The 14,430-nt window shown below is 72.6% G+C and carries 11 protein-coding genes; 5 read left to right on the top strand and 6 right to left on the bottom strand.

Going from position 1 to position 14,430, the window contains the following annotated elements:
- The first annotated feature begins 58 nt into the window (after window positions 1-58).
- Both ABT369_RS16325 and ABT369_RS16320 read left to right on the top strand, forming a co-directional pair.
- The gene (locus tag ABT369_RS16325) at window positions 59-949 is read left to right on the top strand and encodes a helix-turn-helix domain-containing protein (RefSeq protein WP_350612683.1); all 891 of its coding nucleotides are present in this window, start codon (window positions 59-61) and stop codon (window positions 947-949) included.
- Entirely contained in the window at window positions 946-3,357 is a 2,412-nt protein-coding gene (locus tag ABT369_RS16320) for a VIT domain-containing protein (protein ID WP_350612682.1), read from the top strand. The genes ABT369_RS16325 and ABT369_RS16320 overlap by 4 nt, the downstream gene beginning before the upstream one ends.
- Window positions 3,358-3,787: 430 nt before the next feature.
- Here ABT369_RS16320 and ABT369_RS16315 read toward each other — a convergent pair whose 3' ends face one another.
- From ABT369_RS16315 to ABT369_RS16305, 3 genes are all read right to left on the bottom strand, one after another.
- Window positions 3,788-4,261 carry an HIT family protein gene (locus tag ABT369_RS16315; protein ID WP_350612840.1) on the bottom strand — a complete coding sequence of 158 codons (474 nt, stop codon included), beginning with the start codon at window positions 4,259-4,261 and terminating at the stop codon, window positions 3,788-3,790.
- 50 nt (window positions 4,262-4,311) lie between these two features.
- A complete protein-coding gene (gene thrS / locus ABT369_RS16310; RefSeq protein WP_502891774.1) occupies window positions 4,312-6,369 on the bottom strand; it encodes a threonine--tRNA ligase in 2,058 nt (685 codons plus the stop codon).
- Between the two features lie 63 nt (window positions 6,370-6,432).
- Window positions 6,433-7,014 carry a phosphatase PAP2 family protein gene (locus ABT369_RS16305; RefSeq protein WP_350612678.1) on the bottom strand — a complete coding sequence of 194 codons (582 nt, stop codon included), beginning with the start codon at window positions 7,012-7,014 and terminating at the stop codon, window positions 6,433-6,435.
- A 127-nt stretch (window positions 7,015-7,141) separates the two neighbouring features.
- Between ABT369_RS16305 and ABT369_RS16300 the strand changes: the two genes are divergently transcribed.
- A complete protein-coding gene (locus ABT369_RS16300) occupies window positions 7,142-9,223 on the top strand; it encodes an acyltransferase family protein (protein WP_350612677.1) in 2,082 nt (693 codons plus the stop codon).
- On the opposite strand, the gene ABT369_RS16295 is transcribed toward ABT369_RS16300, so the two are convergent.
- Genes ABT369_RS16295 through ABT369_RS16285 form a run of 3 tightly spaced genes read right to left on the bottom strand, consistent with a single transcriptional unit; the run spans window position 9,180 to window position 12,691 of the window.
- Window positions 9,180-9,425, bottom strand: a complete 246-nt coding sequence (locus tag ABT369_RS16295) for a hypothetical protein (protein WP_350612676.1) — start codon at window positions 9,423-9,425, stop codon at window positions 9,180-9,182. The genes ABT369_RS16300 and ABT369_RS16295 overlap by 44 nt on opposite strands.
- 18 nt (window positions 9,426-9,443) lie before the next feature.
- Entirely contained in the window at window positions 9,444-10,478 is a 1,035-nt protein-coding gene (locus tag ABT369_RS16290; RefSeq protein WP_350612675.1) for a DUF695 domain-containing protein, read from the bottom strand.
- Between the two features lie 53 nt (window positions 10,479-10,531).
- Complete coding sequence (locus tag ABT369_RS16285; RefSeq protein WP_350612673.1) at window positions 10,532-12,691, bottom strand: elongation factor G-like protein EF-G2; 2,160 nt, start codon at window positions 12,689-12,691, stop codon at window positions 10,532-10,534.
- 191 nt (window positions 12,692-12,882) lie between these two features.
- Between ABT369_RS16285 and pgsA the strand changes: the two genes are divergently transcribed.
- Window positions 12,883-13,512: a phosphatidylinositol phosphate synthase gene (pgsA, locus tag ABT369_RS16280; RefSeq protein WP_350612671.1), complete on the top strand. Its 630-nt coding sequence runs from the start codon at window positions 12,883-12,885 to the stop codon at window positions 13,510-13,512.
- Complete coding sequence (locus ABT369_RS16275) at window positions 13,509-14,429, top strand: phosphatidylinositol mannoside acyltransferase (protein WP_350612669.1); 921 nt, start codon at window positions 13,509-13,511, stop codon at window positions 14,427-14,429. The genes pgsA and ABT369_RS16275 overlap by 4 nt, the downstream gene beginning before the upstream one ends.
- Window position 14,430 lies beyond the last annotated feature (1 nt).

Below are 14,430 nucleotides of genomic sequence, written 5' to 3'. Positions count from 1 at the left end.
CAAGCAATCTAAACCCAGACCTTGACACTGTCAAGGTGACAGTGTCAGTATTGCTGTCATGACCGCACAGGAGTGGACGCTCGACGAGCTGATCGGCAAGGTTGCCGAACAGCTCGACGACACCGCCTACGCGGGCGCGCCGAACGGCAGGGTGCGGGACGTGCCCGATGCTCGCGCCGTCCGGTGGTACACCACGATCGGCCTCGTCGATCGGCCCGTCATGCGCGGGCGGACGGCGTGGTACGGGCCTCGGCACCTGGCCCAACTGGTGGCGATCAAGCGGCGGCAGTCGCAGGGTTTCAAGATCGCCGAGATCCAGGCGGAACTTGCCGAGGTGCCGGATGAGGTGCTCCAGCGCATCGCGGAACTGACCGACACCACAACCAACGCCAAGTCCACAGCGGCGCCGCGCCGATTCTGGGTGCAGCGGCCGGCCGAGTATGTGGCACAGGACCCTGACCCGGAGAGTCGGGACGGATCCGAACGAGCTGAGCGAGAGCCGAAGGAGTCCGCGCGACTGGGGCAAGTGCGGCCCTCACTGGACCAAGTGCGTCCCGGAGGATTCGGGCGTGTGCGGCCGGAGATTGAGCGAGTGCGGCCGGAGGCCGGGTCGACCGGGCCGGAGTTCGAGCACGCCACGCCGGAGCTGAGCCCGGCCGAGCGCACGCGGTCCGAGTCGGCGGCGGACGAGCGCGCGGTGTCGGAGTCGGCGGGCAAGCATGCGCCGGCGGGGTGGGTAGTGCCTGACGGGCGACCGGCGCCGGTCGGAACGGGGCTGCTCAGCGGGGTGCCGTTGGGCGGGGGAGTAGTGCTGCTGCTGAACGCGACACCGAACGAGGACGACCTCGAAGCCATCCGGGGCGCGGCCCGCGAGCTCATGGATCTGCTCGCGACCCGGGGACTGGTCACAGCGGACGAGACGACGATGAGGAGAGGGAACGCCACATGAGACTCGCGACGATGACCGAGGACGAGGCGCGCACGGCCGCCGCGCCCGCGGACGAGGCTGGGCTGGGTGCGCTGCGCACCGAGCGCGGCAACCTCCCACTCGACCGGCTCGCGGTGCGGGCCGCGATCACCGGCCTGGTCGCCCGCACCGATCTCACGCAGGAATTCGTCAACGTGCACCGGGAGCCGCTCGAGGCGACGTACATCTTCCCGCTGCCCGATCGCGCCGCCGTGGTCAGCATGGCGATGACCGCCGACGGCCGGACGATCGAGGCCGACCTGCAGGAGCGCGGTGCGGCCCGTGAGGCCTACGACAACGCCATCGCCGCCGGGCAGCGCGCCTCGATCGCCGAGGAGGAGCGGCCCGACGTGTTCACCATGCGGGTCGGCAACATCCTGCCCGGTGAGCGGGTCAGCGTGAAGCTCTCGCTGGTCGGGCCGCTCGCGTTCGAGGACGGCGAGGCGACGTTCCGCTTCCCGCTCGTGGTCGCGCCGCGGTACATCCCCGGGGCACCGATCGATGGTGACAGTGTCGGCGACGGGTACGCGTTGGACACCGACGCCGTCCCCGACGCCTCGCGGATCAGCCCGCCGGTGTTGCTGCCCGGCTTCCCCAATCCGCTGCGGCTGTCGATCGACGTCGACATCGACCCGGCGGGTCTGCCGCTCGGCGACGTGCGGTCCAGCCTGCACGCGGTCGAGAAGGCGGAGAACCAGGTTTCGGTACATCCCGGCGAACGGGCCAACCGGGACTTCGTGCTCCGCCTGGCGTATGGTGCCGGCGCGCAGAGCCTCGCGCTGGCGCCCGATGCCGACGGGGAGGAAGGCACCTACCGCCTGACGGTGCTGCCGCCCGAGGCCGATGCGCCGCCGCGCCCGCGGGACGTGGTGCTGCTGCTGGACCGGTCGGGCAGCATGGGCGGCTGGAAGATGGTGGCGGCCCGACGCGCCGCGGCCCGGATCGTCGACACGCTCGGCTCTCAGGACCGCTTCGCCGTGCTGGCCTTCGACGACCGGATCGAGACGCCGGAGTCGCTGGGGGCGGGGCTTTCGGGCGGTACCGATCGGAATCGCTATCGCGCCGTGGAACACCTGGCGCGCGTCGACGCCCGCGGCGGCACGGAACTGCTGGAACCGCTGCTCGAAGGCCTGCGCCTGCTCGGCTCCGACGGCGGTCGCGACCGAGTGCTGGTCCTGGTCACCGACGGGCAGGTCGGCAACGAGGACCAGATCCTGCGGACGGTGTCGTCGTCGGTGCAGGGTGTGCGTGTCCACACCGTCGGCATCGACCAGGCCGTCAACGCCGGCTTCCTCGGCCGCCTCGCCATCGCCGGCGGGGGGCGCTGCGAGCTGGTCGAGAGTGAGGACCGGCTCGACGAGGCGATGGACAGCATCCATCGGCGCATCGGGGCTCCGGTCGTCAGCGGCGTGACGATCGCCGCCGAGGGGCTGACCCTGCTCGACGACACGCGGACCCCGGCTCGGCTGGCGGATGTGTTCCCGGGGGTGCCCTATGTGGTGAGTGGTCGCTATCGCGGCCCGGTCGCGGGTGCTCTGACGGTCCGCGGCACTACCCGCGACGGCAGCCCTTGGTCGGCCACGGTCACCGCGGAGCGGCACGACTCCACGGCGCTGACGGCGGTCTGGGCGCGGTCGCTGCTGCGGGATCTCGAGGACCAGTACGTCACCGGTGCCCCGCTGGAGCAGCGCATCACTGAAATGTCGCTGCGGTTCGGGGTCCTGTGCCGGTTCACGGCCTTCGTGGCGGTGGACAGCCGGGTCGTGACCGAGGGCAGTGAGCCGCGGAAGGTGACGCAGCCGGTGGAGAGCCCCGCGGGGTGGGAGATGCCGCGCGCGGTGCCGCCTCCGCCGCTTCGGCCGACGCTGGCCTCGATGCCGGTCGGGTACGCCGCGGCCGCGGGTCCGGGATCGGCACCGTTCGCGGCGTCGGCCCCGGCGGCGCCCCAGTACTCGGCGCCGCCGCCGATGGCCCCGGCCCGGATGGCCCCGCCGGCTCCGGGTGGGGGCGGTCCCGTCCAGCGCAAGGCGGCACCTCAGCGCGGGTTCGCTCGACGCATGCTCATGCAGGACATGGACAAGGAGGACGACGGCTTCACGGACGGCGGCGGCACGGATGCTCGCACCCTGGCGGCCCAGGAGGCGGCGCGGCTGCGGGAGGCGGAGGGGCGGCCCGAGTATGAGCGGCGGGAGCTGCTGGAGGACCTCGGATCGCGCCTGGTCGCGCTGTCCCTGCCCGAGCTTCGCGCCCTGGCCGACGCGCTGACCCCGCAGGCCATCGCGACCCGGCCGCTGGCGGAGCTGTGGGAGTTCGCGTTGGGCGAGTTGGACCGCGTTGCCGGTGGGGGCGGGAGCGCCGAGCCGCAGCGGAAGGCGTTCTGGAAGCGGTGAGTTGGTTGGTCGCCGCGCCATCGCGAAGGGGCGGTGGCGCGGCGGCCTAGCCGCGTCAGTGGCGGGGCGGGAACGTCGGGCCGTTCTGGAAGCGGTGAGCTGGTTGGTCGCCGCGCCATCGCGAAGGGGCGGTGGCGCGGCGGCCTAGCCGCGTCAGTGGCGGGGCGGGAACGCCGGGCCGTTCTGGAAGCGGTGAGCTCGTTGGTCGCCGCGTCGCCGCGAACGTGCGGTGGCGCGGCGGCATGGCCGAGTCGGTGCCGGGGCGGGCACGGGGGAGACTGTCGTCCACGCGCTGCCTGGAGCGTTGGTCGGGGTGGGCTGCCGGTGGATGGTCCTGGCGATCTGGGTCGGCCGTTGAAGTCGGCTGATTGGCGTTCCTCAAACGACAAAGTCCGGGCAACCACCGTTGCCCGGACTCTGGTGCTGTGGATCAGGGGGCCGGCCAGACCTCGGCGAAGAGTTTGCGCGTGTCGGTCAGGAGCTGCGGCAGGACCTTCGTGCGGCCCACCACCGGCATGAAGTTCGTGTCGCCGCCCCATCTCGGGACGATGTGCTGGTGCAGGTGGGCGGCTATCCCGGCGCCCGCTACGGCGCCCTGGTTCATGCCCAGGTTGAAGCCGTGGGCGCCGCTCACCCGGCGGATCACTCGCATCGCCGACTGGGTGAACGATGCGACCTCGGCGGTTTCGGGCTGGGTCAGGTCGGTGTAGTCGGCCACGTGCCGGTACGGGACGACCATGAGGTGGCCGGGGTTGTACGGGTAGAGGTTCAGGATCGCGTACACGGCCTCGCCGCGCGCGACTACGAGGCTTTCGTCCGGGGGCAGGCCGGGGGCCCGGCAGAACGGGCACCCGGCCGGCTCGTCGTGGTCGTCGGCTCGATCCTCGCCCTTGATGTACGCCATGCGATGTGGCGTCCACAAGCGCTCCAGCTCGTCCGGCTCACCCGGGTTCGTCACTCGGGCGACCCGGGAACCGAGGGCGTCGATGCGGCTGAGTCGGCAGAGTTCGCGGGAGCGGGGGCGGGGGCGGACGGGCCGACGTTGGTGCGCGAGCGGACTACGTCCACGACGTGGGCCACGGCCTCGGCCAGGGGCACGCCGTTGCGCTGCGAGCCGTCGCGGTAGCGGAAGCTCACCGTCCCGCCCGTGACGTCGTCGTCGCCGGCGATGGCCATGAACGGGATCTTCTGCTGCTGCGCGTTGCGGATCTTCTTCTGCATGCGCTCGTCGGAGTGGTCGACCTCGACGCGGATGCCTTCCTTGCGCAGCATGTCGGCGAAGTCGAAGAGGTAGTCGGCGTGGTCGGAGCGGATCGGGATGCCGACCACCTGGACCGGGGCGAGCCAGGCCGGGAACGCGCCAGCGTAGTGCTCGGTCAGGACGCCGAAGAAGCGCTCGATCGAGCCGAACAGCGCGCGGTGGATCATGACGGGCTGCTGGCGGGTGCCGTCCGAGGCCTGGTACTCCAGGCCGAAGCGCTTCGGCTGGTTGAAGTCCACCTGGATGGTCGAGAGCTGCCAGGTGCGGCCGATGGCGTCCTTGGCCTGGACGGAGATCTTGGGGCCGTAGAAGGCGGCGCCGCCCGGGTCCGGGACGAGCTCCAGGCCCGACGCCTCGGCCGCGGAGCGGAGGGCCTCGGTGGCCTCCTCCCAGTCCGCGTCCTCGCCGATGAACTTGGGGGAGTCGTCGCGGGTCGACAGTTCGAGGTAGAAGTCCGGCAGGCCGTAGTCGCGCAGCAGGTCCAGGACGAACTGGAGCAGGGAGGTCAGCTCGCCGGCCATCTGCTCCTTGGTGCAGTAGATGTGCGAGTCGTCCTGCGTCATGGCGCGCACGCGGGTGAGGCCGTGCACCACGCCCGACTTCTCGTAGCGGTACACGCTGCCGAACTCGAACAGGCGCAGCGGCAGCTCGCGGTAGGAGCGGCCGCGGGCCCGGAAGATCAGGTTGTGCATCGGGCAGTTCATGGCCTTGAGGTAGTACTCCGCGCCCTCCATCTCCATAGGCGGGAACATGGTGTCGGCGTAGTACGGCAGGTGCCCCGAGGTGTGGAACAGGTTCGACTTGCTGATGTGCGGCGTGTTCACGAACTCGTAGCCGGACTCCTGGTGGCGCTGGCGCGAGTACTGCTCCATCTCCCGCCGGATGATCCCGCCCTTGGGGTGGAACACGGCGAGGCCGGAGCCGAGCTCGTCCGGGAAGCTGAACAGGTCCAGGTCGGCCCCGAGCTTGCGGTGGTCGCGCCGGGCCGCCTCCTCGAGCAGCTTCTGGTAGTCCTTCAGCGCGTCCCGCGTCGGCCACGCCGTGCCGTAGATGCGCTGCAGCTGCGGGTTCTTCTCGGAGCCGCGCCAGTAGGCGGCCGCGATGCGCATGATCTTGAACGCGGGGATGAACCGGGTCGAGGGCAGGTGCGGGCCGCGGCACAGGTCGGACCAGCAGACCTTCTCCGACTGCGGGTCGAGGTTGTCGTAGATGGTCAGCTCGCCGCCGCCGACCTCCATCACCTCGGTGGTGTCCACATCCGACTTGACGTCGACGAGCTCGAGCTTGAACGGCTCGTCGGCGAGCTCGGCCTTGGCCTGCTCGACCGAGTCGAAGCGCCGCCGCCGGAAGCGCTGGCCGGCCTTGATGATCTCCTGCATGCGCTTCTCGAGCTTGGCGAGGTCGTCGGGGTGGAACGGCTTGGCGACCATGAAGTCGTAGTAGAAGCCGTTCTCGATCGGCGGGCCGATGCCGAGCTTGGCCTCCGGGAACACGTCCTGCACGGCCTGGGCGAGCACGTGCGCGGTCGAGTGGCGCAGCACGTTGAGCCCGTCGGGGCTGGACATGTCGACCGCGTCGACCTCGGTGTCGGCGTCCGGCGTCCAGTCGAGGTCGCGCAGCCGGTCCCCCTCGCGGACCACGACGATCGCCTTCGGGCCGCTGGTCGGGAGCCCGGCCGCGGCGACCGCGGCGGCCGCCGTCGTGCCCGCCGGGACCACGATGCGCGGTGGGGCTTCGGTATTCGAGCGCACTGCGGACACGGGCTGCTCCCAAGCATCAAGAGGTCGGTTTGCCCTCCGATGCTATCGAGCACGTCACCGAAGGGCCGCGAACACCCCACCGGCGACGAGCGCCCCCACCACGGTGCCGACCGCGACCTGCGCCGCCGTGTGGTCCTTGAGGGCCACGCGGGACCAGCCCACGGCGCCGACGAGCGGGGCGGTGACGAGCATGATCCAGCCGTACACCATGCAGAGGATGACCACCGACCCCGCCGCCACCGCCGCGTGGATCGACATCTTCCACCAGTGGTTGACCAGCGCGGCGACGACCAGCCCGACCCCGCCGGCCCCGACCGCGGCGAGCAGCTCGCGGTGCGCGCCGGCGAGCACCAGCACCACGATCCCGGCCAGCACCGACCCCATCCCGACCAGCAGCGGGACGAGCCGCTGGCGGCGGTCGCCGATGTGATGATCGCTGATCCGCCCGCTGCGCACCCCGCGCACGATGTACAGGAACGGCAGCACGCTCTCGAACAGCGCCGCGACGGCCCCGAGCGCCAGCCCGCGCGCGAGGCCCGGCTCCGAGTGCACGCCGAGCAGCACGAGCAGCACCGACACGAGCACCGCGGGCGCGAACGCCTCCGTCAGGATCCGGGCGACCCGCTGCTTGATCACGCCAGGCACCCTACCGGCGCCGGCCCGGCCGAGTTGTCCCCCGAAATCGGAGTAAATCTCCGGAAAGTGCAGTAAATGCCCGAATTCGCTACCGTGTCGCGGTGCGTAGGCGACTCGGCGGCAACCGGTGACCGTCACCCGGTCCACGCCTCGTACCCCCGGACAACGGCGACCCGGCCCCCGTCCACGTCCCCGGCCCGTCCGGGTCGCACCGCGCGAGCGGCCCGCGTTCCGGGGCGACATCGAGGGCCTGCGCGCCGTCGCCGTGGTGGGCGTGGTGCTCGCGCACGCCGGCGTGCCGGGCCTCGCGGGCGGGTACGTCGGCGTCGACGTCTTCTTCGTGATCTCCGGCTTCCTGATCACCCGCCATCTTTACGCCGAGCGCCGCGCCACCGGCCGCATCCGCCTCGCCGCGTTCTACGGCCGGCGGATGGTGCGCCTGCTGCCCGCCGCGGCCCTGGCCACCGCCGCGACCGTCGCCGCCGCGTGGGCGTGGCTGTCGCCGCTGGCCGCGCGGGCGGTCAGCCTGGACGCGATCACGGCCGCCGTGTACGGCATCAACGTCCGCCTCGCCGCCCAGGGCACCGACTACCTGGACGCCGCCCGGGAACCGTCGCCGCTGCAGCACTGCTGGTCCCTCGCGGTCGAGGAGCAGTTCTACCTCGTGTGGCCGCTGCTGCTGGTGGTCGCTGGGGCCACCCGCCGGCGCGCCGTGACCGCCCTCGCAATCCTGGCGGCGGCCTCGCTGGCGATCTGCGTCTGGCAGACGACCGCCGCGCAGCCGTGGGCGTACTTCGGCCTGCAGGCCCGCGCCTGGGAGCTGGCCGCCGGCGGGCTCATCGCCCTGCTCGCGCCGCGGCTGCCCGGATTCGCGACCTGGCCCGGGCTGGCGATGATCGTCGCGGCGGCGCTGTGGTTCGACGACCAGACCCTGTTCCCGGGCTACGCGGCCGTGCTGCCCGTCGCCGGCGCCGCGCTCGTCGTCGCGGCCGGCCGCACGCGCCCCAACCCGCTGCTCGGCACCGCGGCCCTGCGCTGGGTCGGCCGCCTCTCCTACGGCTGGTACCTGTGGCACTGGCCCGCCCTCGTCATCGCCGCCCACCTGCACGACGGCCCGCTGGTCAGGCCGGCGGCCGCGGTCGCCGCGCTGCTGCCGGCCTGGCTCTCGCTGCACCTGGTCGAGAACCCGATCCGCTTCGGCCGCGCCCGGCGGCACGGCCTGGTGCTGGGCGCCGCCGTCACCGCGCTCACCGCCGGCGCCGCCACGATCCTGCTCGGCCTGCCGATGCGGGCGCCCGGGGCCGGTACCGCCGGCGACACCGCCGCGGCCGTGACCGCCCCGGACACCGTCGGCGAGGCCCGGGCCCGGCTCGAGGGCCTCATCGCCGCGGGTGCCACGCAGGCCGCGCTGCCGCAGAACCTCACCCCGCCCGTCGCCGTCGCGGCCCGCGACACCCCGTCCGGCGACCGCGGCTGCCTCGCCTCGCTCGACGACACGTCGACGAGGGCGGCGCTGGCGAAGGGCTGCGACCGCCACGGCGACCCGGACGGCACCGCGCTTATGGTGCTGTTCGGCGACTCGCACACCGAGCAGTGGTTCGACGCCGTCGACCAGATCGCCCACCGGCGCCACTGGCGGCTCGTCGTGCTGGCCAAGAGCGGGTGCACGCCCGCGGACGCGCTCACGATCAAGCTGGGGACCCGGCGGGTGTACCGGGAGTGCTCGGCCTGGCGCGATGACGCCCTCGCGGTGATCGCCCGGCTCCGCCCGGCCCTGGTCGTGCTGTCCACGCGCACGTACACCGATCCGCCCGCGGGCGCGCAACCGCCCGCGGACACCGCCTGGGCCGCGGCGCTGACGACGACCGCCCGGCGCGTCGGGGCGTCGGGGGCACGGGTGGTACTGCTGCAGGACACCCCGGATCCGCGCGGGACCAGCGTTCCCGACTGCGTCGCGGCGCACCCGGCGGCGATCACCCGCTGCGCCCTGCCCGCCCCCGCCGCCCTGTATCCGGCCCGGCGCGCCGCGATCGAGCGGGCGGCCCGGGCCGCGGGCGTGACCGTGGCCGACCCGGCGCCCTGGTTCTGCACCGCCGCGGTGTGCCCGGCCGTCGTCGGCAACACGCTGGTGTACCGCGACGGCAGCCACGTCACGTCGACCTACGTCAGGCTGCTGACCCCGCTGCTGGAGGCGGCGCTGTCGAGCTGAACCCGGCCGACAGCCGGCCGTCGCGGACCACGGTCTGGCAGTCGCCGTACCCGGTCACGACCAGGGCCCCGTCCTCGGCCCGCACGATCGGGGAGATCTCGCGGAGCCGGGCGTAGCGCGGGTAGGGGATCCGCGCGCCCCTCATGGTGGTCAGCTCGTCCAGCAGCCGCAGCACCTCGCCGTTCTGCACGATGTCCGCCACGCGTCCCACCTAACGGGTTCAGCGAAAGCGGCCGATGCGCTCCAGCGACGGGTCGAAGTGCCGCTCGACCCGGGCCCGGCCGTCCTTCCACCACCCGGCCGCCTCGGCCAGGTCGTCCGCGGCGGGGGAGTCCGCGTCGACGTAGTAGTGCAGCGTCCGGGCCCCGTCGCTGGTCTCGTGGGCGAGCAGGACGCCGTCCGGGCCGGCTGCGGTCGTCAAAGCGCTGTCCTCGAAGTCCCGCAGCGCCGCCAGGGACTCGGCCTCGGGCAGGCCGGCCTCGGTGCGCTGCCGGTAGGGCAGCGTGATCGCCACGTGCGTGTCGAACCGGGGCCAGCGCACCGGGCGCAGCGGCCGCTGGACCGCGACGATGACCGGGCCGCCGCCGGGCGTGTCGCCGTGCAGCAGCACCCACTGCGGGGTGCGGAACTCCTCCCGCAGCGCCTCGACGGCCGCGGCGAGCTCGTGCGGGTCGGCGGCGCCGTCGGGCTCCGTGGTCTCCCAGGCGATGCTGCCGATCCACTCCTCGACGCCGTCCTCGCCGAGCAGCCAGTCCAGGGTCAGGAACGTGACCCGGCCGCGGAACTCGTCGCCGAGCATCCGGAAGCCGGGGTGGAAGGCGATCACGTCGATCTCGGGGGAGCGCTCGTCGCGCTCGAACGCGAAGCGCAGCTGGGTCAGGTCGAGCTGCACGCCCTCGCCGAGGCCGATCGTCTGCTCCAGCACGCGCGGATCGGGCTGCCGGGCGGTGTGATACTCCCAGGTCGCGTCGGCCTCGGGAGCCAGGGCGCCCCAGCGGGCGGCCACCGGGCGCAGGTCCGCGGCGCCGGCGGCCGACACGACGAGGGCGTGTTTCGCATCGGTACCGCGGCAGAACTCCCACTCCAGCTCGGGATGGATCGCCTCGACCCGGCGGGACATCTGCGGGGTGAGCGTGGCCCAGTTCCCGGAGCCGATCGCGGCCTCGACATCGGCCCGCACGGTCGGCCACCACGTCCAGAAGTCCACGATCGCGCCGGGGTCCCCGGCCTTCCGCTTCGACCGCCCGAAGATCACGGCTCACCCTAACGGTGATCCCGCCACGACGGGATCACCGTGGGTGAAATTCGTCAGCGGGCGGCGTGCTCCTTCTTGACCGCCTCGGCCAGGTGCGCCGGCATCGGGTCGTGCCGGACGAACGCGCGCGTGAACGTGCCCGAGCCCGAGGTCATCGCCCGCAGCTCGACCGCGTAGCGGACCAGCTCCGTCGCCGGCACCTCGGCCTTGACCAGGGTGCGCTCGTGGCCGTCGGGGTCCGGCTCGTTGCCCAGCACCCGCCCGCGCCGGCCCGACAGGTCGCTCATCACCGCGCCGACGAAGTCGTCCGGCACGCGGATCGTCACCTCGTCGATCGGCTCCAGCAGCGTCGTGTGGCCCTGCTCGGCCGCCTCCCGCAGGGCCAGCGCCCCGGCGGTCTGGAACGCGGCGTCGGAGGAGTCGACGGAGTGCGCCTTGCCGTCGTAGAGCGTCACGCGCACGTCGACCACCGGGTACCCGGCGACCATCCCGCGCTCCATCTGGCTGCGCACGCCCTTCTCGACCGAGGGGATGTAGTTGTGCGGCACCACCCCGCCGACGATCTTGTCGACGAACTCGAAGCCCGACCCGCGCGGGAGCGGCTCGACCCGGATGTCGCACACGGCGTACTGCCCGTGCCCGCCTGACTGCTTCACGTGCCGCCCGTGGCCCTGGCTCGGCGCGGCGAACGTCTCGCGCAGCGCGACCTTCACCGGCTCGGTGTCCAGCTCCACGCCGCCGGCCCGGAGCCGGTCGAGCACCACGTCGGCGTGCGCCTCGCCCATGCACCACAGCACGAGCTGGTGCGTCTCGGCGTTGCGCTCCAGCCGCAGCGTCGGGTCCCCGGCCACGAGCCGGCCCAGGTTCTTCGCGAGGGCGTCCTCGTCGGAGCGGGTGCGGGCGGTGATCGCGATCGGCAGCAGCGGCTCCGGCATCTCCCAGGGGGCCATGAGCAGCGGGGCGTCCTTGGCCGAGATCGTGTCGCCGGTCTCGGCGGTGCCCGACTTCGTCACCGCCACCAGGTCCCCGGCCACGGCCAGCGGCACCTCGCGGAGGTTGGAGCCGAGCGGGGAGAACAGGTGGGCGAAGCGCTCGTCGGCGTCGTGGTCGGGGTGGCCGCGCTCGGCCATGCCGTGCCCGGAGATGTGCACCGGCGTCTCCGGGCGCAGCGTGCCCGAGAAGATCCGGACCAGGGAGACCCGCCCGACGTACGGGTCGATCGTGGTCTTGACGACCTCGGCCACCAGCGGCCCGTCGGGGTCGCAGGCGAGCGGCTCGCGGGGGTGGCCCTCGACGTCGGTGACCGGCGGCACCTCGTGCTCCAGCGGCGATGGGAACCCGCTGACCAGCACCTCCAGGAGCGCGTCGAGCCCGACGCGGGTCTCGGCGCAGACCGGTACGACCGGGTAGAAGGTGCCGCGCGCGACGGCCTTCTCGAGGTCGTCGATGATCACGGAGGTCTCGATCGCCTCGCCGCCGAGGTAGCGCTCCATGAGCGTCTCGTCCTCGCTCTCGGCGATGATCCCCTCGAGCAGCGCGTTGTGGGACTCCTCGATCGCCGGCAGGTGCTCGGCGTCGGGGTCGCGGACCTCGGGCGGGAACCCGGCCGAGTAGTCGAAGACGCGGTGGGTGATCAGGCCGATGAGGCCCGCGGTGCTCGTCCCGTCGTCGCCCAGCATCGGCAGGTACAACGGCAGCACGTTGTCGCCGAAGACCTCCTGGCAGGTCTGCAGCGTCTCGTCGAAGTCGGCCCGGTGGTGGTCCAGGCGGGTGATCGCCACCGCCCGGGGCATCCCGACGTGGGCGCACTCCTCCCACAGCGCCGCGGTGGCCGCGTCCATGCCGTCGACCGCCGAGACCACGAACAGGGCGGCGTCGGCGGCGCGCAGCCCGGCGCGCAGCTCGCCGACGAAGTCCGCGTAGCCGGGCGTGTCGAGCAGGTTGACCTTCACGCCGTCGTGCATCACCGGGGCGCAGGACAGCGTCACGGAACGCTGCTGCTTCTGCGCCGCGGGGTCGTGGTCGGTGACCGTGGTGCCCTCGGTCACCGAACCGGGGCGGGGAATCGTGCCGGTCGCCGCGAGCAGCGCCTCGACCAGCGTCGTCTTCCCCGAACCGGAGTGCCCGACGACCACCACGTTGCGTACCCTGCCGGGATCATCAACCACCGGCGCGGCGCCGGTGACACCCTTCTCCTGGACCTTCTGCGCCATCACGCGCCTCCCGAAAGTCTCGCGCCACCTGTGAGCAGTCTCACAGTCACAACCTGTTCACCGATCCCACACCCGAAACTTCACCGACACAAGGGCCGTGCGACCCTCGCGCCTCCGCTTTACTCAAGCACCGTGAGCAGTCCCACGTGCCGGTATCCGCCGAGCGCCGCCCCCGTTATCGTGAGAGCGCCATGGCGAAGATCTTCAGCGTAGTCAGCCGGGCCGGACTGGCCCGCGTCCTGGACCCCGTCGCCGCCGCACTCCTGCGCGCCGGGATCACCCCGAACGCGGTCACGGTGATCGGCACCCTCGGCGTGCTCGTCGGCGCCTTCGGCTTCGCCGCGCGCGGCCACCTGTTCATCGCGCTCGTTATCATCACCGTGAGCTGCTTCACGGACCTCATCGACGGCTCGATGGCCCGCCAGCGCGGGATCACCAACAAGTTCGGCGCCCTGCTGGACTCCTCGATGGACCGCATCGCCGACGGCGCGATCTTCGGGTCCGTCGCCTACTGGTACGCCACGCAGCACGAGCCGCGCGTGGTCGCCGCCGCCCTGCTGTGCCTGCTCACCGGGCAGGTGGTGTCCTACGTCAAGGCGCGGGCCGAGGGTCTGGGCTTCACGTGCAACGTGGGCATCATCGAGCGGCCCGAGCGCCTGATCGGCATCGGCGTCGGGGGCCTGCTGTGGACCTTCGGCGTGCCGTTCGGCCTCGAGATCGTCATGTGGCTGCTGGCCGCCCTGTCGATCGTGACCATCGGGCAGCGCATCGGCACGGTGTACCGGCAGGCGTACGCGGCCGAGCGGGTCGAGGCCCGGTGAACCTGACCGAGCTCGGCTACGGCACGGCGTTCAACCTGCTGCCGAAGCTGCCCCGGGGCGCCGTCTGGCCCTTGTTCGCGGCCGCGGCCTCGAGCGGTCACAGAGGGTACCGGCGCGGGAAACCGGGTAAGGGAACGGCCACACTCGCCAAGAACCTGCGACGTGTGGTCGGACCCGAGATGCCCGAGGACGAGTTCCAGCGGCTTCTGCACCGCGCCCTGCGCTCCTACGCGCGCTACTACCTGGAGGCGTTCCAGCTCCCGGGGCGCTCCAAGGCGCAGATCCTGGCCGGCTTCCGCCTCGAGCGCGGCGAGCTGCTCGGGCAGAACCACCACGCCGGCATCGGTTCCGTGGTCGCCCTGCCGCACGCCGGCAACTGGGACGCGGCCGGGGCCTGGGTCGCCGCCAAGGGCTGGCCGATCACCACCGTGGCCGAACGGCTCAAACCCGAGAGCGTGTACCTCAAGTTCCTGGCCTTCCGCCGCTCCCTCGGCATGGAGATCCTGCCGCTGACCGGCGGCGACCGGCCCGTCTTCGACGTGCTCGAGGAGCGGATCAAGCGGGACGCGGCCGTCGTGCCGCTGCTCGCCGACCGCGACCTGACCCCGCGCGGGGTCGAGGTCGAGTTCTTCGGCGGGCGCACCCGCATGCCCGCCGGCCCGGCGCTGCTCGCCCTGCGCACCGGCGCCCCGCTCTATGTGGTCGACATGTGGTTCGATGCGTATGCGGCGGCCGGGCACCTCGCCGGCCCGATTCCGATGCCCGGCGTGGACGAGGGCTCTCTCGACGCCCGGGTCCGGATCGTCACGCAGCGGGTCGCCGACACGTTCGCCGAGGGCATCGCGCGGCACCCGGAGGACTGGCACATGCTCCAGCGGTTCTGGCTCGACGAGCCGGCCGTCAGCACCGTGGCCTAGG

This window comes from Dactylosporangium sp. NPDC000244 (genome assembly GCF_040300725.1).
Taxonomy (GTDB): Bacteria; Actinomycetota; Actinomycetes; order Mycobacteriales; family Micromonosporaceae; genus Dactylosporangium.
The sequence above is the reverse complement of the archived record's forward strand: the minus strand, read 5'-3'. Positions and strand labels throughout refer to the sequence as shown.

Coding starts and splice junctions, on each gene's coding strand:
- ABT369_RS16325 (WP_350612683.1), top strand. CDS start 59: ATGACCGCACAGGAGTGGACGCTCGACGAGCTGATCGGCAAGGTTGCC.
- ABT369_RS16320 (WP_350612682.1), top strand. CDS start 946: ATGAGACTCGCGACGATGACCGAGGACGAGGCGCGCACGGCCGCCGCG.
- ABT369_RS16315 (WP_350612840.1), bottom strand. CDS start 4,261: ATGGCGTACATCAAGGGCGAGGATCGAGCCGACGACCACGACGAGCCG.
- ABT369_RS16285 (WP_350612673.1), bottom strand. CDS start 12,691: ATGGCGCAGAAGGTCCAGGAGAAGGGTGTCACCGGCGCCGCGCCGGTG.
- pgsA (WP_350612671.1), top strand. CDS start 12,883: ATGGCGAAGATCTTCAGCGTAGTCAGCCGGGCCGGACTGGCCCGCGTC.